Origin of the sequence: Paraliobacillus sp. JSM ZJ581 (genome assembly GCF_044383835.1) — a bacterium.
Classification (GTDB): Bacteria; Bacillota; Bacilli; order Bacillales; family Amphibacillaceae; genus Paraliobacillus.
The window spans coordinates 20,897-41,254 of record NZ_JBISEP010000018.1 but is presented as its reverse complement, the minus strand read 5'-3'; the positions used below and the strand labels follow the sequence as shown (position 1 = coordinate 41,254).

At 39.3% G+C, this 20,358-nt stretch carries 22 protein-coding genes and 1 other annotated feature (1 of these 23 running past the window's edge); all 22 genes read right to left on the bottom strand.

Going from position 1 to position 20,358, the window contains the following annotated elements:
- Positions 1-35 precede the first annotated feature (35 nt).
- The 22 genes from rplN to rplJ all read right to left on the bottom strand — a co-directional run bounded on the left by rplN (position 36) and on the right by rplJ (position 20,239).
- Positions 36-404 (bottom strand): 50S ribosomal protein L14, encoded by a 369-nt coding sequence (gene rplN / locus ACH6CY_RS10625; RefSeq protein ID WP_374067313.1) that lies wholly within the window; start codon positions 402-404, stop codon positions 36-38.
- 48 nt (positions 405-452) lie between these two features.
- Positions 453-716, bottom strand: coding sequence for a 30S ribosomal protein S17 (rpsQ, locus tag ACH6CY_RS10620; RefSeq protein ID WP_374067312.1), 264 nt, complete (start codon positions 714-716; stop codon positions 453-455).
- Between the two features lie 26 nt (positions 717-742).
- The gene (rpmC, locus tag ACH6CY_RS10615) at positions 743-943 is read right to left on the bottom strand and encodes a 50S ribosomal protein L29 (protein ID WP_374067311.1); all 201 of its coding nucleotides are present in this window, start codon (positions 941-943) and stop codon (positions 743-745) included.
- Complete coding sequence (gene rplP / locus ACH6CY_RS10610; RefSeq protein ID WP_374067310.1) at positions 933-1,367, bottom strand: 50S ribosomal protein L16; 435 nt, start codon at positions 1,365-1,367, stop codon at positions 933-935. The genes rpmC and rplP overlap by 11 nt, the downstream gene beginning before the upstream one ends.
- Positions 1,368-1,384: 17 nt before the next feature.
- A complete protein-coding gene (gene rpsC / locus ACH6CY_RS10605; protein WP_374067309.1) occupies positions 1,385-2,026 on the bottom strand; it encodes a 30S ribosomal protein S3 in 642 nt (213 codons plus the stop codon).
- A 3-nt stretch (positions 2,027-2,029) separates the two neighbouring features.
- Entirely contained in the window at positions 2,030-2,371 is a 342-nt protein-coding gene (gene rplV / locus ACH6CY_RS10600; protein ID WP_374067308.1) for a 50S ribosomal protein L22, read from the bottom strand.
- Positions 2,372-2,392: 21 nt separating this feature from the next.
- On the bottom strand, positions 2,393-2,671 hold the full coding sequence (rpsS, locus tag ACH6CY_RS10595; protein WP_374067307.1) for a 30S ribosomal protein S19: 279 nt from the start codon (positions 2,669-2,671) through the stop codon (positions 2,393-2,395).
- 57 nt (positions 2,672-2,728) lie between these two features.
- Positions 2,729-3,559, bottom strand: coding sequence for a 50S ribosomal protein L2 (gene rplB / locus ACH6CY_RS10590; protein ID WP_374067306.1), 831 nt, complete (start codon positions 3,557-3,559; stop codon positions 2,729-2,731).
- Positions 3,560-3,590: 31 nt separating this feature from the next.
- Positions 3,591-3,881, bottom strand: coding sequence for a 50S ribosomal protein L23 (rplW, locus tag ACH6CY_RS10585; RefSeq protein WP_374067305.1), 291 nt, complete (start codon positions 3,879-3,881; stop codon positions 3,591-3,593).
- Positions 3,881-4,504, bottom strand: a complete 624-nt coding sequence (gene rplD, locus ACH6CY_RS10580; RefSeq protein ID WP_374067304.1) for a 50S ribosomal protein L4 — start codon at positions 4,502-4,504, stop codon at positions 3,881-3,883. Before rplD ends, rplW begins: the two co-directional genes overlap by 1 nt.
- Positions 4,505-4,529: 25 nt before the next feature.
- The gene (rplC, locus tag ACH6CY_RS10575; protein ID WP_374067303.1) at positions 4,530-5,159 is read right to left on the bottom strand and encodes a 50S ribosomal protein L3; all 630 of its coding nucleotides are present in this window, start codon (positions 5,157-5,159) and stop codon (positions 4,530-4,532) included.
- A gap of 27 nt (positions 5,160-5,186) precedes the next feature.
- On the bottom strand, positions 5,187-5,495 hold the full coding sequence (gene rpsJ / locus ACH6CY_RS10570; RefSeq protein ID WP_374067336.1) for a 30S ribosomal protein S10: 309 nt from the start codon (positions 5,493-5,495) through the stop codon (positions 5,187-5,189).
- Positions 5,496-5,812: 317 nt separating this feature from the next.
- Positions 5,813-7,003 (bottom strand): elongation factor Tu, encoded by a 1,191-nt coding sequence (gene tuf, locus ACH6CY_RS10565; RefSeq protein ID WP_374067302.1) that lies wholly within the window; start codon positions 7,001-7,003, stop codon positions 5,813-5,815.
- A gap of 129 nt (positions 7,004-7,132) precedes the next feature.
- A complete protein-coding gene (fusA, locus tag ACH6CY_RS10560; protein ID WP_374067301.1) occupies positions 7,133-9,211 on the bottom strand; it encodes an elongation factor G in 2,079 nt (692 codons plus the stop codon).
- A 267-nt stretch (positions 9,212-9,478) separates the two neighbouring features.
- Entirely contained in the window at positions 9,479-9,949 is a 471-nt protein-coding gene (rpsG, locus tag ACH6CY_RS10555) for a 30S ribosomal protein S7 (RefSeq protein WP_374067300.1), read from the bottom strand.
- A 39-nt stretch (positions 9,950-9,988) separates the two neighbouring features.
- Positions 9,989-10,405 carry a 30S ribosomal protein S12 gene (gene rpsL / locus ACH6CY_RS10550; protein WP_374067299.1) on the bottom strand — a complete coding sequence of 139 codons (417 nt, stop codon included), beginning with the start codon at positions 10,403-10,405 and terminating at the stop codon, positions 9,989-9,991.
- 109 nt (positions 10,406-10,514) lie between these two features.
- Positions 10,515-10,766 carry a 50S ribosomal protein L7ae-like protein gene (locus ACH6CY_RS10545; protein ID WP_374067298.1) on the bottom strand — a complete coding sequence of 84 codons (252 nt, stop codon included), beginning with the start codon at positions 10,764-10,766 and terminating at the stop codon, positions 10,515-10,517.
- A gap of 159 nt (positions 10,767-10,925) precedes the next feature.
- Positions 10,926-14,537 carry a DNA-directed RNA polymerase subunit beta' gene (rpoC, locus tag ACH6CY_RS10540; RefSeq protein WP_374067297.1) on the bottom strand — a complete coding sequence of 1,204 codons (3,612 nt, stop codon included), beginning with the start codon at positions 14,535-14,537 and terminating at the stop codon, positions 10,926-10,928.
- A gap of 121 nt (positions 14,538-14,658) precedes the next feature.
- Positions 14,659-18,195, bottom strand: coding sequence for a DNA-directed RNA polymerase subunit beta (gene rpoB / locus ACH6CY_RS10535; RefSeq protein WP_374067296.1), 3,537 nt, complete (start codon positions 18,193-18,195; stop codon positions 14,659-14,661).
- A gap of 435 nt (positions 18,196-18,630) precedes the next feature.
- Positions 18,631-19,233: a class I SAM-dependent methyltransferase gene (locus ACH6CY_RS10530; RefSeq protein WP_374067295.1), complete on the bottom strand. Its 603-nt coding sequence runs from the start codon at positions 19,231-19,233 to the stop codon at positions 18,631-18,633.
- Positions 19,234-19,303: 70 nt separating this feature from the next.
- Positions 19,304-19,669, bottom strand: a complete 366-nt coding sequence (gene rplL / locus ACH6CY_RS10525) for a 50S ribosomal protein L7/L12 (protein WP_374067294.1) — start codon at positions 19,667-19,669, stop codon at positions 19,304-19,306.
- Between the two features lie 69 nt (positions 19,670-19,738).
- Complete coding sequence (gene rplJ / locus ACH6CY_RS10520) at positions 19,739-20,239, bottom strand: 50S ribosomal protein L10 (protein ID WP_374067293.1); 501 nt, start codon at positions 20,237-20,239, stop codon at positions 19,739-19,741.
- Positions 20,240-20,286: 47 nt separating this feature from the next.
- Positions 20,287-20,358, bottom strand: a sequence feature (ribosomal protein L10 leader region); it runs 87 nt beyond the window's last position.

Sequence of the window (20,358 nt, the reverse complement as noted above, 5' to 3'; positions counted from 1 at the left end):
ATAACAGACCAACACACTCTATTTTCAATGCTTTATTATAGTACCTCTGGAGCCAGAGATACAATTTTCATGAATTTTGCATCACGTAATTCACGCGCAACCGGACCAAAGATACGAGTACCTCTTGGGCTTTTATCTTCACGTATAATTACTGCTGCGTTTTCGTCAAAGCGGATATATGAGCCATCTTTACGGCGAGCACCACTTTTTGAGCGTACGATAACAGCTCTTACTACTTCACCTTTTTTGACAACGCCTCCAGGTGTTGCTTGTTTCACCGAACATACAATTACATCACCAATATTAGCAGTTTTTCTTCCAGAGCCACCTAGTACTTTAATTGCTTGTACTTCGCGTGCACCAGAGTTGTCTGCAACTTTCAAACGAGTCTCTTGCTGAATCATACTGTCGTTACCTCCCTTCGGAATCAATCCGAGCGAACTTTACTTAAATTAGATAATTACTGCTTCTTCTACTACTTCAACAAGACGAAAACGCTTTGTTGCTGATAGTGGGCGAGTTTCCATAATTGAAACAATGTCACCAACTTTAGCTTGATTGTTTTCATCATGCGTTTTGAACTTTTTAGAATATTTAACACGCTTTCCATAAAGTTTATGGAACTTATAAGTTTCTACTAGTACAGTAATCGTTTTGTCCATTTTATCTGAAACAACACGACCTGTGTAAACTTTACGATCATTACGCTCAGTCATTTGAGGTTAACCTCCTCTCGGTTTAACTAGTTATTTACGCTAAGCTCTCTTTGACGTACAACAGTTTTCATGCGTGCAATGGATTTACGAACTTCACGAAGACGTGCAGTGTTTTCCAATTGACCCGTAGCTAACTGAAAACGCAAGTTAAAAAGCTCTTCTTTTAAAGACTTGATTTTTTGTTCAATTTCGGCAGTGGTTAGTTCTCTGATTTCTTTAGCCTTCATTGATTTCACCACCAATTTCTTCACGTTTTACAAACTTAGTTTTTATAGGTAGTTTATGAGAAGCAAGACGAAGTGCTTCACGTGCTACTTCTTCAGATACTCCTGCAACTTCAAACATGATTTTACCAGGTTTTACAACTGCCACCCAACCTTCAGGTGCTCCTTTACCAGAACCCATTCGAACTTCTAGAGGCTTTGCAGTGTAAGGTTTGTCTGGGAAAATTTTAATCCATACTTTACCGCCACGCTTCATATAACGAGTCATAGCAATACGTGCTGACTCTATTTGACGACTTGTGATCCAAGAAGCTTCAACAGCTTGTAATCCATATTCACCAAAAGTAACAGACGTACCGCCTTTTGCTTTTCCTCTCATTTTACCACGATGTTGCTTACGATGTTTTACACGTTTAGGCATTAACATAATGCGCGCCCCCTTCCTTACTTATTGTTTTTAGTTGGAAGGACTTCTCCACGATAGATCCACACTTTAACACCTAGTTTACCGTATGTTGTATCTGCCTCAGCAGTACCATAATCGATATCAGCACGTAAAGTGTGCAGTGGTACAGTCCCTTCGCTATAACTTTCTGCACGAGCAATATCTGCTCCACCTAGACGACCAGATACTTGTGTACGGATACCTTTTGCACCTGCTCGCATAGCACGTTGTATTACTTGCTTTTGTGCACGACGGAAAGAAATACGATTCTCTAATTGACGTGCAATATTTTCAGCTACTAATTTTGCATCAATATCTGCTTTTTTCACTTCAACAATGTTGATGTGAACTTTTTTACCAGTTAGGGCATTCAATGATTTACGAAGTGCTTCAACTTCTGAACCGCCTTTACCAATAACCATTCCAGGCTTAGCAGTAGATATGGAAATATTCACACGATTAGCTGCACGTTCAATTTCAATCTTAGAAACAGCAGCATCTTTCAGACGTTGTTCAACATATTCACGAATTTTAATATCTTCATGTAACAAGTCTGCATAATCTTTGCCAGCGTACCACTTGGACTCCCAATCACGGATAACACCGACACGAAATCCTATTGGATTAACTTTTTGACCCACAGATTATCCCTCCTTCTTTTCTGATACAACCACTGTAATGTGGCTTGTTCTTTTATTGATTTGACTAGCACGACCTTGTGCGCGCGGACGGAAACGTTTCAACGTTACGCCTTCGTTCACATATGCTTCAGATATAAACAACTCATCTGAGTTCATTTCATAGTTATGTTCTGCATTTGCGATTGCAGAGTTTAAAACTTTCTCAACAACTGGTGATGCACCGCGTTGTGTATGTTTTAAAATTGCAATTGCTTCTCCAACGTCTTTTCCTCGAATTAAATCAATTACCAAACGAACTTTACGAGGAGCAATTCGAACAGTTTTTGCAACAGCTTTTGCTTGCATCAAGAGTGCCTCCTCTCATAATTAGCGTTTTGTTTTCTTGTCATCACCCGCATGCCCTCTAAATGAGCGTGTTGGCGCGAATTCACCTAATTTATGTCCAACCATATCTTCTGTAATATATACAGGTACATGCTTACGTCCATCATATACAGCGATTGTTTGACCTACAAAATTAGGGAAAATAGTAGAACGACGAGACCAAGTTTTTACTACTTGCTTCTTATCACTTTCGTTCACTTTCTCAATCTTTCTCATCAAATGGTCATCTACGAAAGGTCCCTTTTTTAAACTACGACCCATGCATAAACCTCCCTTCGTGATTGTTGGACGAACGTAATGGTCCGCCTTACAACCCCGTTATTTTTTACGTTTACGTACAATATATTTATCTGATGGTTTATTACGTTGACGCGTTTTGTAACCAAGTGTTGGTTTGCCCCATGGAGACATTGGTGATTTTCGTCCGATTGGCGCACGTCCTTCACCACCACCGTGAGGGTGATCATTAGGGTTCATTACAGAACCACGAACAGTAGGGCGAACACCTTTCCAACGAGAGCGTCCTGCTTTACCTACAGTAATTAATTCATGTTCAATGTTACCTACTTGACCAATTGTTGCACGGCAAGTTCCTAGTACTAAACGAACTTCGCCTGAAGTTAAACGGACTAACACATATTTATCTTCACGGCCTAGAATTTGAGCTTGAGAACCTGCAGAGCGAGCAAGTTGTCCGCCACGGCCTGGTTTAAGTTCAACATTATGAATAACTGTACCTACTGGAATACTTGCAAGTGGTAATGCATTACCTAATTTGATATCTGCACTTTCACCTGATAAAATCTCTTGACCTACTTCGATTCCTTTCGGAGCTAAGATATAACGTTTTTCACCATCTACATAGTGAATTAACGCAATATTAGCAGAACGGTTCGGATCATATTCAATTGTAGCAACGCGTCCTGGTATTCCATCTTTGTCACGTTTAAAGTCAATGACACGATATTGACGCTTATGTCCACCGCCTTGATGACGAACAGTTAATCTCCCTTGGTTGTTGCGCCCTCCACGATTGTGCAATGGGGCAAGCAATGATTTTTCTGGTTGTGTAGTTGTGATTTCAGCAAAATCAGATCCTGACATACCACGTCTACCATTTGAAGTTGGTTTATACTTCTTAATCGCCATCTTATTTCCCTCCTTCTTTTATAACGTTATATTATACACTTTCGAAAAATTCTAGTTCTTTGCTGTCTTCAGAAAGTTGAACAACAGCTTTTTTACGATCCGGACGAAAACCTCCGTAACGACCCATACGCTTGAATTTACCTTTAAGGTTTAAGGTGTTTACTTTGACTACTTTTACTCCAAAAATTGATTCAACAGCTTGTTTAATCTCTGTTTTATTCGCTCTCGGATCTACCTCAAATGTATATTTTTTATCAATCATTAGGTCTGCAGAGTGTTCCGTAATAATCGGGCGCTTAATAATATCACGTGTGTCTTTCATTATGCAAGCACCTCCCCTGCTTTTTCAGCTGCTTCTTTTGTAATAATCAGCTTGTCATGCGTAAGCAAGTCAATAACGTTAACTTCACTTACTGGTAATACTTTTGCGTTTGGCAAGTTATTAGCAGAACGTGCTACTACTTCATCTTTTTCCGCAGTAACAATTAATGCTTTTGTGTCAACATGTAGCGCATCAAATAATTTAACCACTTCTTTAGTCTTTGGTGCATCAAAACCTAATGTTTCTAAAGCAATCACGTTGTCTTCTTTCACCTTAGTTGATAGTGCTGAAAGAAGTGCTAAACGACGTACTTTTTTAGGTAATTTATAGCTATAACTACGTGGCGTCGGTCCAAATACTACTCCACCACCAACCCATTGAGGTGAACGAATAGAACCTTGACGTGCACGGCCTGTGCCTTTCTGGCGCCATGGTTTACGTCCTCCACCGCGTACTGCTGAACGATTTTTAACAGCGTGTGTACCTTGACGACGAGATGCTTGTTGCATAACAACTGCATCATGCAATACATGTTCGTTTGGTTCAATACCGAACACCGCGTCATTTAATTCCACATCACCTACTTGCGAACCGCTTTGGTTATATAGTGCTACTTTAGGCATGACATATCCTCCCTTCAATATATAATTAGTTAGCCTTTATTGCACTCGTTATTTTCACGAATGATTTTTTCGCTCCAGGAACATTTCCTTTAATTAATAAAAGATTACGTTCCACATCAACTTTAACCACTTCTAAATTTTGAATGGTAATTTGTTCTCCACCCATTTGTCCAGGCAATTTTTTACCTTTAAATACACGCATTGGATCTACCGCACCCATAGTACCAGGACCTCTGTGATAGTGAGAACCATGACTCATTGGGCCACGTGATTGGTTATGGCGTTTGATAGAACCTTGGAAACCTTTCCCTTTAGAAGTTCCTGTTACATCAATTATATCTCCAGCTTGGAAAACCTCTACGCTAATTTCTTGACCAACTTCATAGTTATCAAGATTAACGTTACGGAATTCACGAATGAAGCGCTTAGGGTTCGTGCTCGCTTTTGCAGCATGTCCTTTGGCTGGTTTGTTAGAACGAGATTCTTTCTTGTCAGCAAAACCTAATTGAACAGCTTCATAGCCATCATTATCTTCAGTTCTTTTTTGCAAAACAACGTTTGGTTCTGCTTGAACTACTGTTACCGGCGTTAGTTCCCCATTTTCAGAGAAAAGCTGTGTCATGCCGATTTTGCGACCTAAGATTCCTTTCGTCATCCGTTACACCTCCTAAATTTTTATCTATTAAAGTTTGATTTCAATATCTACACCTGATGGTAAGTCTAAACGCATCAATGCATCAACTGTTTGTGGTGTAGGACTAACAATATCAATCAGACGTTTGTGTGTGCGCATTTCGAATTGCTCACGAGAATCTTTGTACTTGTGTACTGCACGTAGGACTGTATAAACTGATTTCTCAGTAGGTAATGGGATAGGTCCCGATACCCCTGCGCCAGAACGTTTTGCAGTACCTACAATTTTTTCAGCAGATTGATCAAGAATACGGTGATCGTATGCTTTTAAACGAATTCTAATTTTTTCTTTTGCCATTACTTTCCCTCCTTTTTCGCCCATTTTTGTAATAGACATTCTCCGCGAAAATTCCTTCGCACCCCGCCATGGCAAAGGGGCCGGGTGTGCCAACAACCTTCCGCATCATCGCCTTTTATGACCAACATTGTTCATTATATAGAAAAGTGCAGCCAAATGCAAGGTTAAATCCTATTTATTTTCATTTTTTTCATTCCATTCTTTCTCATTTCTTAGTCGTTATTTTAAACCTGCATATCGCGCCTAAAATCTATACTTGTGTTGCCCATAATAAAAAGAACAGATAGCTAAGCCATCTGCTCTTTTATTTTAATAAATTATTTTTGGATCGTTGCTACAACGCCAGCGCCTACTGTACGGCCACCTTCACGAATAGAGAACTTAGTTCCATCTTCAATCGCGATTGGAGAGATAAGCTCAACTGTCATTTCAACGTTATCTCCAGGCATAACCATTTCTACACCTTCTGGAAGTTGAATGATTCCAGTTACATCCGTTGTACGGAAGTAGAACTGTGGGCGGTAGTTATTGAAGAATGGTGTATGACGTCCACCTTCTTCTTTAGATAGTACGTAAACTTCTGCTTTGAAGTTTGTGTGTGGAGTAATAGAACCCGGTTTTGCAAGTACTTGTCCACGGTTAATATCTTCACGAGAAACCCCACGAAGAAGCGCACCAATGTTATCTCCTGCTTCTGCATAATCAAGAAGCTTACGGAACATTTCAACACCAGTTACAGTAGTTTTTGATGGCTCTTCAGCTAAACCGATGATTTCAATTTCGTCTCCTACTTTAACTACTCCACGCTCAACACGTCCAGTAGCAACTGTACCACGACCAGTGATTGAGAATACATCCTCAACTGGCATCATGAAATCTTTTTCAGTGTCACGGTCAGGACGAGGAATGTATTCGTCAACAGCATCCATTAATTCATAGATAGCATTAACATAGTTTTCTTCGCCTTCAAGTGCTTTAAGAGCAGAACCTTTAATTACTGGTACATCATCTCCAGGGAAATCGTACTCAGATAGAAGGTCACGAACTTCCATTTCTACTAGTTCAAGAAGCTCTTCATCGTCTACCATATCACATTTGTTTAAGAATACAACAATCGCTGGTACACCTACTTGACGAGAAAGTAAAATGTGTTCACGAGTTTGTGGCATCGGGCCGTCAGCTGCAGATACTACTAAGATAGCTCCGTCCATTTGTGCTGCACCTGTGATCATATTTTTAACGTAGTCTGCGTGTCCTGGGCAGTCAACGTGTGCATAGTGACGACTTTCTGTTTCATATTCTACGTGAGAAGTAGAAATCGTGATTCCACGCTCTTTTTCTTCTGGCGCACCATCAATTTGATCATAAGCCATTGCAGTACCTGAACCAGAACGATTGTGAAGTACTGTTGAAATAGCAGCAGTTAGTGTAGTTTTACCATGGTCAACGTGTCCAATAGTACCAATATTAACGTGGTCTTTGGAGCGGTCAAATTTTTCTTTACCCATTTATAGTTCCTCCTTTAATTTTAAAAAAAATGTGTTTATATGACATGTAAGCTTGCTTAGAAACAAAATGTATCACTCTATTTCTAAGCTTACAATACAAGTTATACTTTAGAACGAGAAAAAAATCAATTATTCTCCAGTATTTTTCTTAATAATTTCTTCTGAAATACTCTTTGGTACTTCTTCATAGTGGTCAAAGTGCATGGTGTAAACACCACGTCCTTGAGTGTTCGAGCGTAATGCTGTTGCATAACCGAACATTTCCGCAAGCGGAACAAATGCTTTAACAACTTGAGCGGACCCTCTTGCTTCCATCCCCTCTACACGACCACGACGAGAAGTAACATCACCCATAATGTCACCCATGTATTCTTCAGGAATAACAACTTCTACTTTCATCATCGGTTCGAGTAACGCAGGATTACATTTGTTTTTAGCAGCTTTCAATGCCATGGAAGCCGCAACCTTAAATGCAGTTTCGTTCGAGTCAACATCATGATAGCTTCCGTCAAACAACGTTGCTTTAACGTCAATTAATGGATAGCCTGCAACAACACCGTTTTCCATCGCTTCTTTAATCCCTGCTTCTACAGGAGCAATGTATTCACGTGGTACAGAACCACCGACAATTTTATTAACAAATTCAAAGCCAGCGCCTTCTTCGTTAGGTTCAAATTTAACCCATACGTGACCATATTGTCCACGACCACCAGATTGACGCACAAATTTACCTTCAACTTCCGCTTCCGCACGGAATGTTTCGCGGTAAGATACTTGTGGAGCACCTACATTTGCTTCTACTTTGAATTCACGTCTCAAGCGATCAACAATGATATCTAGGTGAAGCTCACCCATACCAGAAATAATCGTTTGTCCAGTTTCAACATTTGTTTCTGTTTTAAATGTCGGATCTTCTTCAGCAAGTTTGCCCAATGCTATAGACATTTTATCTTGATCTGCTTTAGATTTAGGTTCAATTGCTACAGAGATAACTGGTTCTGGGAATTCCATCGATTCAAGAATAACTAGGTTTTTCTCGTCACATAGTGTATCCCCTGTAGATGTATCTTTCAAACCTACCGCACCAGCGATATCACCAGCATAAACAGTTGAAATTTCTTCTCTAGAATTAGCATGCATTTGCAGAATACGACCTACACGTTCACGCTTGTCTTTTGTAGAGTTTTTTACATATGAACCAGCATCTAATTTACCAGAATACACACGGAAGAAAGTTAATTTACCAACAAATGGGTCTGTTGCTACTTTAAATGCCAAAGCTGCGAACGGTTGATCATCACCAGCTTTACGAACAACTTCCTCATTTGTTTGTGGTACATGACCTTCAATCGGCGGTACATCTGTTGGAGCTGGCAAATAGTCAATAACACCATCAATTAACAGCTGAACACCTTTGTTTTTAAAAGCTGATCCACAGAATACAGGGTAGAATTCAACGCTTAAAGTAGCTTTACGAATAGCTTTTTTAAGCTCTTCATTAGAAATTTCTTCCCCTTCTAGATATTTCATCATTAAGTCTTCATCTGATTCAGCCACAGCTTCAATTAGATTTGTGCGATATTCTTCTGCTTGTTCTTTATATTCTTCAGGTATTGAACGTGCTTCATCACGCGTCCCCAAGTCATCTAAGTAATAGTGTGCTTCCATTTCAATCAAGTCAATAATTCCATCAAAATTATCTTCTGCACCAATTGGAAGCTGCACTGGATGTGCATTCGCACCTAGACGATCTTTAAGTGTTCCTACTGAATATAAGAAATCAGCACCGGTTTTATCCATTTTGTTAACATAAACAATTCTTGGTACACCGTAAGTAGTCGCTTGACGCCAAACTGTTTCTGTTTGCGGCTCAACACCTGATTGTGCATCAAGTACAGCTACTGATCCATCAAGCACTCGTAAAGAACGTTCAACCTCAACTGTGAAGTCTACGTGTCCGGGAGTATCAATGATGTTAATACGATGACCTTTCCATTGAGCAGTTGTTGCAGCAGATGTAATTGTAATACCACGCTCTTGCTCCTGCTCCATCCAGTCCATTTGGGCAGCACCTTCGTGCGTTTCACCAATTTTATGGATACGTCCTGTGTAGAAAAGAATACGTTCAGTACAAGTTGTTTTACCTGCATCAATATGGGCCATAATCCCAATATTACGTGTCTTTTCTAAGGAGAATTCTCTTGGCATATTTCTTTCTCCTTCCTGTTTGTAAATTCCATTTTCACTATATCATTTGTAGCATATAATTATGCATTGGTATAAAACTAAAACTTTTACTTTTTAAGCAGTCGTTTTCGCTTTTATACTACTAGCTCTAACGTCTAACGACTAATGAGATTTCCCTCACCTCTGTCCGATAAGTTAACATCGATTCGCGGAGCTCATCGTGTTTCCTTTATCTCCTTCGGTTCAGTCCAATCCACTCGTCGTTAAGCAGCCGTTTTCGCTTTTATATTACCAGCGATAGTGAGCAAACATTTTGTTTGCTTCTGCCATTTTGTGCAAATCTTCTCGTTTCTTAACAGATGCACCTGTATTGTTAGAAGCGTCTAAAATTTCATTTGCAAGACGTTCTTCCATTGTTTTTTCACCGCGCAAGCGAGAATAATTAACAATGTAACGAAGTCCTAATGCTTGACGACGTTCTGGGCGAACCTCCATAGGTACTTGGTAGTTCGAACCACCAACACGGCGAGCACGCACCTCAAGAACTGGCATTACATTTTTCATCGCTTGTTCAAATACATCCATGGATTGTTGACCACTACGTTCTTGAACAAGTTCAAATGCTTTATAAAGAATTTTTTGTGCTTTACCTCTTTTACCGTCAACCATGATTTGGTTGATCAAGCGGGTCACAAGCTTTGAGTTGTATAACGGATCTGGTAAGACATCACGTTTTGCTACTGGACCTTTACGTGGCATTGTCTAACCTCCTTTCTTAAATTACTATCTTAGTTTCATTTACTTACTTTTTGGCTTTTTTGTACCGTATTTAGAACGGCCTTGTGCACGACCTTCCACTCCCGCTGTATCTAACGCTCCACGTACAATGTGATAACGAACACCAGGTAAGTCTTTTACACGTCCTCCACGAATAAGTACAACACTGTGTTCTTGAAGGTTATGGCCAATTCCAGGAATATACGCAGTTACCTCAATCCCATTTGTTAAACGAACACGTGCATACTTACGTAATGCAGAGTTCGGTTTCTTTGGAGTTAATGTACCTACACGAGTACATACACCACGTTTTTGAGGTGAAGATTGATTTGTTAATGATTTTTTAAAGCTATTATACCCTTTATTTAAAGCTGGTGAGTCTGAATTTTTTCCTTTACTCACACGACCTTTACGTACTAATTGGTTAATAGTTGGCATGAATTTTTCCTCCTTTCTTCTATACAGTTGTAATCCCACACACCCAGGTGGTTCATTTATAAGCAAAAAACAAAGTCTTCATGTATAAGTTAACCCATACATCAAAACCTTATTGCTTTATTGCTACCGTCGCTGTTCCTACATCAATACCACATGCCTTACCAAGTTTCTTTTTTGAATCAACTCGTACACATGGTACATTCATTTCCTTTGCAAGTTGCGACACCTTTTTTGTTATTTGCTGATCTGCATCAGCAGCTATAACAACTTGAGCCACTTCACCATCCCTGATGGCTTTAAGTGTTTGTTTCGTGCCTATAACTAACTGTTCTTTCACCTGTGCTACTTTTTCATAAGACATTTACATATCCTCCAAAGCAACAAGGATAACAGAAGCACCTTGAATATAGTACCATTCTAGAATCTTGATGTCAACAAAAAATATCATTATTTATTGTTAGATTCTATAAACAGGGTGCTTCATTTTTTCCCTTGTTATCTTTACTACAAGCTGTAATTGTTAAGGTGTTACTTCTTCTTCTATTTCTTCTGTAATTTGATCCATTGGCTCTTCTGTTTCTGCTGTTATTTTGCGATACCTCTGCATCCCTGTACCAGCAGGAACTAATTTACCAATGATGACATTTTCTTTAAGCCCTAGTAATTCATCTCTTTTACCTTTGATCGCTGCATCAGTTAATACTCGAGTTGTTTCTTGGAATGATGCAGCAGATAAGAACGAATCGGTCTCAAGTGATGCTTTAGTAATACCAAGTAAAACCGGTCTGCCGACTGCAGGTTGATTTCCTTCTAAAAGCACCTTTTTGTTCGCATCTCTGAATTGATGGATTTCTAGCAATGAGCCTGGTAATACATCTGTATCTCCAGCGTCACCAATCCGTACTTTTCGAAGCATTTGTCTTACCATTACCTCGACGTGCTTATCTCCAATTTCAACACCTTGCATCCGGTATACTTTTTGCACTTCTTTTAGCAAATATGATTGTACACCATCTACACCTTGAATTTTCAGCAACTCTTTCGGATCAACAGAACCTTCTGTTAACGCTTGACCTGCTTCAACTTCATCACCAATGCTAACTTTCATACGCGCGCCATATGGTGCTGTATAAGGACGTTTTTCAACCGCGCCTTGTATAATAATTTCTTTTTTATCTTTCACTTCTGTTATATCTTCAACAATACCAGTAATTTCGGAAATGACCGCTTGCCCCTTTGGATTTCTCGCTTCAAATATTTCTTGTATACGAGGTAACCCTTGGGTAATATCGCTACCAGCAACCCCACCAGTATGGAACGTACGCATCGTTAGCTGTGTACCAGGCTCACCGATTGATTGAGCAGCGATGATACCTACCGCTTCGCCTACTTCAACCTCTTCCCCAGTTGCTAAGTTACGCCCATAACACTTTTTGCAGGCTCCGTGTTTTGTATTACACGTAAAAACAGTTCGTATAATTACTTCTTCAATTCCTGCTTCAACAATTTGCTTCGCGATATCTTCTGTAATTACTTCGTTCTTTTCTACTAGTATGTCTGTTGTTTCTGGATGACGTACGGTCTGAAATGCTGTTCTACCAATTAAACGATCTAATAATGGTTCAATCATTTCCGTACCCTCTGTTATCGCACTTACAGTTAAGCCTTTATCTGTTCCACAATCTTCTTCACGAATAATTACATCTTGCGCTACATCAACTAAACGACGAGTTAAGTATCCTGAGTCAGCTGTTTTCAATGCTGTATCAGCTAGACCTTTACGCGCACCGTGAGTGGAGATAAAGTACTCTAGTACGGTTAAGCCTTCACGGAAACTGGATTTGATTGGTAGTTCAATAATTCTACCAGCCGGGTTAGCCATCAAGCCACGCATACCTGCTAACTGAGTAAAGTTAGATGCGTTACCACGCGCACCAGAATCACTCATCATGAAAATAGGGTTTCGTGGGTTTAATGTTTTCATTAGTTTGTCTTGAATTAAATCTTTCGCCTGTGACCAAATCGAAATGACACGATCATAACGTTCTTCGTCAGTAATTAAGCCACGTCGGAATTGTTTTAATACTTTATCTACTTTAGACTGTGCTTCTTCAAGTATTTGCTCTTTTTCTGCTAATACAACAATATCAGCTACACCAACTGTTATACCTGCTTTTGTAGAATACTTAAAACCAAGATCCTTCATGCGATCAAGCATTTTAGACGTTTCACTGATTTTAAATTCCTTAAACACTTCTGCAATAATATCCCCTAAAATACCTTTTTTGAACGGCAGAATAATATCACGATCAGCAATAAATTCTTTTACATTCACACCTTTTTCTATGAAATATTTCTCAGGTGTACGAATTTCAAGATTTTTTTGCGTTGGCTCATTCATATACGGGAATGATTTAGGTAGCATATCATTAAAAATAAGCTTACCAACCGTTGTTACTAACAGTTGATTTCTTTGCTCGTCTGTTAGGTTTTCTTTTTTTAGTGAAGATGCTTGCACGGCAATTCGCGTGTGCAAATGAACATGCCCATCCTGGTAAGCAATCAATGCTTCAGAAAGGTCTTTGAAAATCATCCCTTCTCCAATTGCACCAGCACGTTCCATTGTTAAGTAGTAGTTACCTAATACCATATCTTGAGAAGGCGTAACTACCGGCTTACCATCTTTTGGATTCAAGATGTTTTGCGCAGCTAACATCAAAATTCTAGCTTCAGCTTGCGCCTCAGCAGACAAAGGTACGTGAACAGCCATTTGGTCACCGTCAAAGTCAGCGTTATAAGCTGTACAAACTAGTGGATGCAAGCGAATTGCACGTCCTTCTACTAGTGTAGGCTCAAATGCTTGAATTCCCAAACGGTGTAAAGTTGGCGCACGGTTCAATAAGACAGGATGCTCTTTGATCACATCTTCTAGCACATCCCAAACCTCTGGATGTAATCTTTCAATTTTTCTTTTAGCAGATTTAATGTTATGCGCCAAGCCTCTTTCTACCAACTCTTTCATAATAAAAGGCTTAAATAATTCAACAGCCATTTCTTTTGGTAGACCACATTGATACATTTTCAAGTTAGGACCAACGACAATTACAGAACGACCAGAGTAATCTACACGTTTACCTAACAAGTTCTGACGGAAACGACCTTGCTTTCCTTTCAACATATGAGAAAGAGATTTTAGCGGACGGTTTCCCGGACCAGTTACTGGTCGACCTCGTCGACCGTTATCAATTAATGCATCGACTGCTTCTTGAAGCATACGTTTCTCGTTTTGAACAATAATGCTTGGAGCACCAAGATCTAATAAACGCTTCAAACGGTTATTACGATTAATCACACGACGATATAAATCGTTCAAATCAGAAGTTGCAAAACGACCTCCATCTAATTGAACCATCGGTCGTAACTCTGGAGGGATAATTGGTAACACATCCAAAATCATCCACGCCGGGTGATTTCCTGAATTACGAAATGCCTCCAAAACCTCTAGACGCTTAATTGCTCTTGTTCTACGCTGACCTTGTGCAGTTTTTAGTTCTTCACGTAAGATCTCTACTTCTTTGTCTAGGTCCACATCTTCTAAAATTCGCTTAATTGCTTCCGCGCCCATGTCTGCTTGAAAACCTTTACCGTATTTATCACGGTATGCACGATACTCTTTCTCTGATAACAGTTGTTTTTTCTCAAGTGCTGTCTCACCTGAATCGATAACAATATAAGCAGCAAAATAAATTACTTCTTCCAATGCTCTTGGAGACATATCTAACACTAATCCCATTCGACTCGGAATTCCTTTGAAATACCAAATGTGTGAAACTGGTGCCGCTAATTCTATATGGCCCATACGTTCGCGGCGTACTTTTGATTTTGTTACTTCTACACCACAGCGATCACATACAACACCTTTATAGCGTACACGTTTGTATTTACCACAATGACATTCCCAATCTTTTTGTGGGCCGAAAATTCTTTCGCAAAATAAGCCGTCTTTTTCTGGCTTAAGTGTTCGATAGTTAATGGTTTCTGGCTTTTTAACCTCTCCATATGACCAAGAACGAATTTTGTCTGGTGATGCTAGCCCAATTTTCATATATTCAAAATTATTTACATCTAGCAAGGGGCCTACCTCCCTTTTAGTATGTGTTCCAATAGCAGCCAAATGAAAGATGCTATTCACCTTTCATTTGGCGACTGTTTTTTAAAAATGATCGACTAAACATGAATTAACAATGCTTTACTTATCTCTCTTCTAGCTCTAAATTAAATTGATCGGCAGATTGATTATCTTCTTCTTCAATATCACGTAGTTCAATTTCTTCCTCATCAGCTGACAGCATTTTAACGTCCATTCCAAGACTTTGCAATTCCTTAATTAATACTTTAAATGACTCTGGAATACCTGGTTCTGGAACACTTTCACCTTTAACAATTGCTTCATACGTTTTCACACGACCTACTACGTCATCAGACTTAACTGTTAAGATTTCTTGTAATGTATAAGCAGCACCATATGCTTCTAGTGCCCACACTTCCATTTCACCGAAACGTTGTCCACCAAACTGCGCTTTACCACCAAGCGGTTGCTGTGTTACAAGTGAATAAGGCCCTGTAGAACGCGCATGTAATTTATCATCAACCATGTGTGCCAATTTAATCATATACATCACACCTACAGATACACGGTTGTCAAATGGTTCACCAGTTCGACCATCATAAAGAACTGTTTTAGCATCTCTAGCCATACCAGCTTCTTCAATGGTTTCCCATACGTCTTCTTCACTAGCTCCATCAAAAACAGGTGAAGCCACATGAATACCTAGCTTTCTAGCGGCCATACCTAAATGTAATTCTAGTACTTGACCGATATTCATACGAGAGGGAACGCCTAACGGATTTAACATGATATCAATTGGTGTACCATCCGGTAAAAATGGCATATCTTCTTCCGGAAGTATTTTCGATATAACACCTTTGTTCCCGTGTCTTCCTGCCATTTTATCTCCCTCGTGAATTTTACGTTTCTGAACGATATACACACGAACAAGCTGGTTCACACCAGGCGGTAATTCGTCTCCATCTTCTCGGTTGAAGATTTTAACATCAAGAACAATTCCACCCGCACCATGTGGTACACGAAGCGATGTATCACGTACTTCACGAGCTTTCTCCCCGAAGATAGCATGTAATAATCGTTCTTCCGCAGAGAGTTCTGTTACTCCCTTAGGCGTTACTTTTCCTACTAATAAATCGCCATCTTCCACTTCAGCACCAACACGGATAATTCCTCGTTCATCAAGATCACGCAAGGCGTCTTCACCAACATTAGGAATATCTCTCGTAATTTCTTCTGGTCCAAGTTTTGTATCACGAGCTTCTGATTCATATTCTTCAATATGAATCGATGTATACACATCATCTTTTACAAGACGCTCACTCATTATAATAGCATCTTCATAGTTATAACCTTCCCATGTCATAAAACCAACTAGCACGTTTTGCCCTAATGCTAATTCACCATCTTCCATAGACGGACCATCTGCTAATATTTCACCTTTTGCAACTCGGTCTCCCACACGAACAATCGGACGTTGGTTATAGCAAGAGCCCTGGTTTGAACGAATAAATTTTTGTAAACGATAACGATCTAAATCGCCTTGAACTTCTTTACCATCTACTTCCGAAACACGTCGCACATGAACTTCTTTCGCTTCTACGCGTTCTACGATTCCTTCATAGCGATTAATAACTGCAGCACCGGAATCTTTACCAGATACATATTCCATCCCTGTCCCTACAATTGGTGAGCGAGGTTGCATAAGCGGCACTGCTTGACGTTGCATGTTCGCACCCATCAATGCACGGTTTGAATCATCGTTCTCCAAGAACGGAATACATGCTGTCGCAGCCGAAACCACTTGCTTTGGTGAAACGTCCATGTAATCAATACGATTCCGAGGTACAATCGTGTTTTCACTACGGAAACGAACAATAACTTCTTCATCAGCAAAAGATCCTTCTTCGGTCAAACGAGCATTCGCTTGCGCGACTACATAGTTATCCTCTTCATCTGCAGTTAAATAATCATACTGGTCCGTTACCTTTCCAGTGTTTGGATCAACTCGACGATATGGCGTTTCGATAAACCCAAATTTATTTACTTTCGCATAAGAAGATAATGAGTTAATCAAGCCTATATTCGGCCCTTCAGGCGTCTCAATCGGACACATACGACCATAGTGTGAGTAGTGTACGTCACGAACTTCAAAGCCCGCTCTTTCACGTGTTAAACCACCAGGTCCTAAAGCAGATAAACGACGTTTATGCGTTAATTCTGCTAATGGATTCGTCTGATCCATAAACTGAGATAACTGTGAGCTACCAAAAAATTCTTTAATGGAAGCAATGACCGGTCGAATGTTAATCAGTTGTTGTGGCGTAATCGCTGATGTATCTTGAATAGACATACGTTCACGCACCACGCGCTCCATTCTAGATAGGCCAATACGAAATTGATTTTGTAATAACTCACCAACGGAACGAAGACGACGGTTTCCTAAGTGATCGATATCATCTGTATCGCCAACTTGATGTAATATATTAAAGAAATAACTTATAGCAGCCAAGATATCGGCTGGTGCAATATTTTTAATAGAATCGTCAACCGCACCATTACCTATCACGTTTAATGTTCTTTCTCCTTCTGGATCAGTCGGGTCTACTATTTTAATTGTCTGAACCTTAATCTCATCCTCAAGAACACCCTCGTTTGGTTGTAAGTACTGTTCGCCAAAACAATCTGTCTCAGCGTCTAAATAAGGTAATATCTTATCCAACAAACGTCGATCTATTTTCGCGCCTTTTTCAGCTATTACTTCACCCGTTTCTTGGTCCACCAATGTTTCAGCCAATGTTTGATTAAATAAACGGTTTTTTATGTGTAATTTTTTGTTGATTTTGTAACGACCAACGTTAGCTAAATCGTATCTTTTCGGATCAAAAAAGCGAGATACAAGTAAGCTTTTTGCATTTTCAACCGTCGGTGGTTCACCAGGACGTAAACGCTCATATATCTCCAGTAAAGCTTTCTCGCTTGTTTCTGTATTATCTTTTTCTAATGTATTTTTCAAATATTCGTTTTCACCAATTAAATCAATGATATCTTGATCGCTACCGAAACCTAATGCACGTAATAGGACAGTGATAGGCATTTTTCTTGTACGATCAATACGAACATGTACAACATCTTTTGCATCTGTTTCAAATTCTAACCAAGCTCCACGATTAGGAATTACCGTAGCTGTATAGCCACGTTTACCATTTTTATCAATCTTCCCACTGTAATAAACACTTGGTGAACGAACTAGCTGCGATACAATCACTCGTTCAGCCCCGTTAATAATAAATGTACCTGTATCGGTCATTAACGGGAAGTCTCCCATAAACACTTCCTGTTCTTTCACTTCTCCAGTTTCATTGTTTAATAAACGAACTTTCACACGAAGTGGAGCGTTATAGGTAACGTCTCTTTCTTTTGATTCATCTACGGGATATTTCGGTTCTGCTAAACTATAATCGACAAATTCTAACGATAGGTTACCCGCAAAATCTTCAATTGGAGAAATATCTTTAAACATCTCTCGCAAACCTTCCTTTAGAAACCAATCATAGGAAGCGGTTTGAATCTCAATAAGATTCGGTAATTCTAAAACTTCACTAATACGCGCGTAACTTCTGCGCTGGCGGTGCCGTCCATACTGAACTAGTTGACCTGTCAACTGCTTCACCCCTCAAATCAAGAATAAAAAAACATAGAAAGCTTAATATGTTAAAATGTTTTTGCATTAAGCTTGTATACCTCTTTCCGATACAAAATGTATTTACTGGTATTGACTTATACAGCGGAAAAGGTATAATTTAATCAGAATAAAAATTGTTCGGCATATATACCGAACAAACTTGCGAATGCATAAGCAACTCACAAGTTATAATAAACCATTTATTCATTATTTTGTAAATGGTAGTACATATTAATTAATCTTCTCCTAAGCATATCGCTACTCCTATTCAAGCCCACGTTTTACCATTCTATCCTTATATTATAGTAATATACCTTTTCAATACGGTAAAAAAAGTCACTTGACAAGCAAACATGCCTATTGGCATTTTTTAATACTACCACGAATAGGACTCTTGGTCAAGTTTTTTACTAGTTATTCTTTTTTTGCCTTTATAATGAAGTAACCTTTGTTTTTCTTCACAATCTCCACACTTCGGAATTGTTCATTCAATTTTTTTATCGCGGAAGGAGCACCTTGTTTTTTTTGAATGACAATCCATAACTCACCATTAACGCTCAACGCTTCATAACTATCTTCAAACATTTGATACACCGTTTGTTTACCAGCTCGTATTGGCGGATTAATTACGATTGCTGCATAATCTCGCCGGGGGACAGCCTCTAATCGATCACCAAGATAAAAAGAAACGTTTTTGATCTGGTTTTTCTCAGCATTCCCTTTCGCTAATTCAAGTGCCCTTTCGTTAATATCACTGAGTATAACTTGTCTATCAGGGAATGTTTTGGCAATAGTGAGTCCTATCGGCCCATAACCACAACCAAGATCAATTATGTCTCCTGGTACACTAGGTAGTTGAAAAGTATCAATTAATGTTCTAGAGCCAAAATCAACTTCATTCTTCGAAAAAACACCAACATCACTTACGAACTGAAAGGTTTGTCCACGCAGCTTATATGACCACGTTTTGGGGTTGCTTTTAGATTGAGGTTTGTTTACAAAGTATTGCTCCGACATATTAGCACCTACTTTATACGATATAACATAAAGCCCGCCTACTAGTAGACGAGCTTTATGTTTAGTTACTTTACTTCAATTCTACTGAAGCACCAACTTCTTCAAGTTTAGCTTTCATTTCTTCTGCTTCTTCTTTAGAAGCGCCTTCTTTAATTGCTTTTGGAGCATTGTCTACAAGATCTTTTGCATCTTTAAGTCCAAGACCTGTAATTTCACGAACCGCTTTAACAACTTTAATTTTAGAAGCTCCAGCACTTTCTAGAACAACATCAAATTCAGTTTTTTCTTCAGCAGCTTCGCCACCAGCAGCGCCACCAGCTACTGCTACAGGTGCAGCTGCAGTTACACCAAATTCTTCTTCAATTGCTTTTACTAAATCATTTAATTCAAGAACAGACATTTCTTTAATCGCTTCGATAATTTGCTCTTTAGACATTATGTTTTCCTCCTAATATACTTTTTTCAATTGTTATAACGTTTAATTTTCTACTAGCTTACGATGCTGTTAAGCACCTTGCTCTTCCTTTTGCTCGGCAATTGCTTTTGTTGCATATGCGAAATTGCGAACCGGAGCCTGCAATACGCTGAGAAGCATGGAAAGTAGACCTTCGTAATTCGGTAGGTCTGCAAGCTCTTTAATTTGATCAAGCGTTGCAACGTTCCCTTCGATTACGCCAGCTTTAATTTCTAGCGCTTCATGCTCTTTAGCGAAATTATTTAAAATTTTCGCTGGAGCTATTACATCCTCATTACTAAATGCAATAGCAGTTGGGCCTGCAAGTGAGTCGTTTAAATCAGTAAGTTCAACTTCCTCCGTAGCACGGCGAGTCATTGTATTTTTATACACTTTAAAATCTACACCCGCTTGACGTAGTTGGCTACGAAGTTCTGTAACTTCAGCAACATCAAGACCACGGTAATCTACAAGTATAGTTGTTTTACTATCGCGGAACTTATTTGCAATTTCAGATACAACTTGTTTTTTATGTTCAATAATGGTTGACATTGTTCCACCTCCTATTGACTAATCACTATACCGAAACACCCGGCTAATCTACACCTAAAAAACCTTCATATCTAAAAGTAGACATGAAGGTTTGTTTGAATGGTTAGACATACATTGCC

Bases quoted from the DNA above. Each gene is read 5' to 3' on its own strand.
- fusA (WP_374067301.1), bottom strand. From the start codon at position 9,211: ATGCCAAGAGAATTCTCCTTAGAAAAGACACGTAATATTGGGATTATG.
- rplP (WP_374067310.1), bottom strand. From the start codon at position 1,367: ATGTTAATGCCTAAACGTGTAAAACATCGTAAGCAACATCGTGGTAAA.
- rpmC (WP_374067311.1), bottom strand. From the start codon at position 943: ATGAAGGCTAAAGAAATCAGAGAACTAACCACTGCCGAAATTGAACAA.
- rplL (WP_374067294.1), bottom strand. From the start codon at position 19,669: ATGTCTAAAGAGCAAATTATCGAAGCGATTAAAGAAATGTCTGTTCTT.
- rplN (WP_374067313.1), bottom strand. From the start codon at position 404: ATGATTCAGCAAGAGACTCGTTTGAAAGTTGCAGACAACTCTGGTGCA.
- ACH6CY_RS10530 (WP_374067295.1), bottom strand. From the start codon at position 19,233: ATGTCGGAGCAATACTTTGTAAACAAACCTCAATCTAAAAGCAACCCC.
- tuf (WP_374067302.1), bottom strand. From the start codon at position 7,003: ATGGGTAAAGAAAAATTTGACCGCTCCAAAGACCACGTTAATATTGGT.
- rpsS (WP_374067307.1), bottom strand. From the start codon at position 2,671: ATGGGTCGTAGTTTAAAAAAGGGACCTTTCGTAGATGACCATTTGATG.
- rplC (WP_374067303.1), bottom strand. From the start codon at position 5,159: ATGACGAAAGGAATCTTAGGTCGCAAAATCGGCATGACACAGCTTTTC.
- rpsQ (WP_374067312.1), bottom strand. From the start codon at position 716: ATGACTGAGCGTAATGATCGTAAAGTTTACACAGGTCGTGTTGTTTCA.
- rpsJ (WP_374067336.1), bottom strand. From the start codon at position 5,495: ATGGCAAAAGAAAAAATTAGAATTCGTTTAAAAGCATACGATCACCGT.
- rplJ (WP_374067293.1), bottom strand. From the start codon at position 20,239: ATGTCAACCATTATTGAACATAAAAAACAAGTTGTATCTGAAATTGCA.
- rplW (WP_374067305.1), bottom strand. From the start codon at position 3,881: ATGAAAGACACACGTGATATTATTAAGCGCCCGATTATTACGGAACAC.
- rpsL (WP_374067299.1), bottom strand. From the start codon at position 10,405: ATGCCAACTATTAACCAATTAGTACGTAAAGGTCGTGTGAGTAAAGGA.
- ACH6CY_RS10545 (WP_374067298.1), bottom strand. From the start codon at position 10,766: ATGTCTTATGAAAAAGTAGCACAGGTGAAAGAACAGTTAGTTATAGGC.
- rpsG (WP_374067300.1), bottom strand. From the start codon at position 9,949: ATGCCACGTAAAGGTCCAGTAGCAAAACGTGATGTCTTACCAGATCCG.
- rplV (WP_374067308.1), bottom strand. From the start codon at position 2,371: ATGCAAGCAAAAGCTGTTGCAAAAACTGTTCGAATTGCTCCTCGTAAA.
- rplD (WP_374067304.1), bottom strand. From the start codon at position 4,504: ATGCCTAAAGTAGCACTATATAACCAAAGCGGTTCGCAAGTAGGTGAT.
- rplB (WP_374067306.1), bottom strand. From the start codon at position 3,559: ATGGCGATTAAGAAGTATAAACCAACTTCAAATGGTAGACGTGGTATG.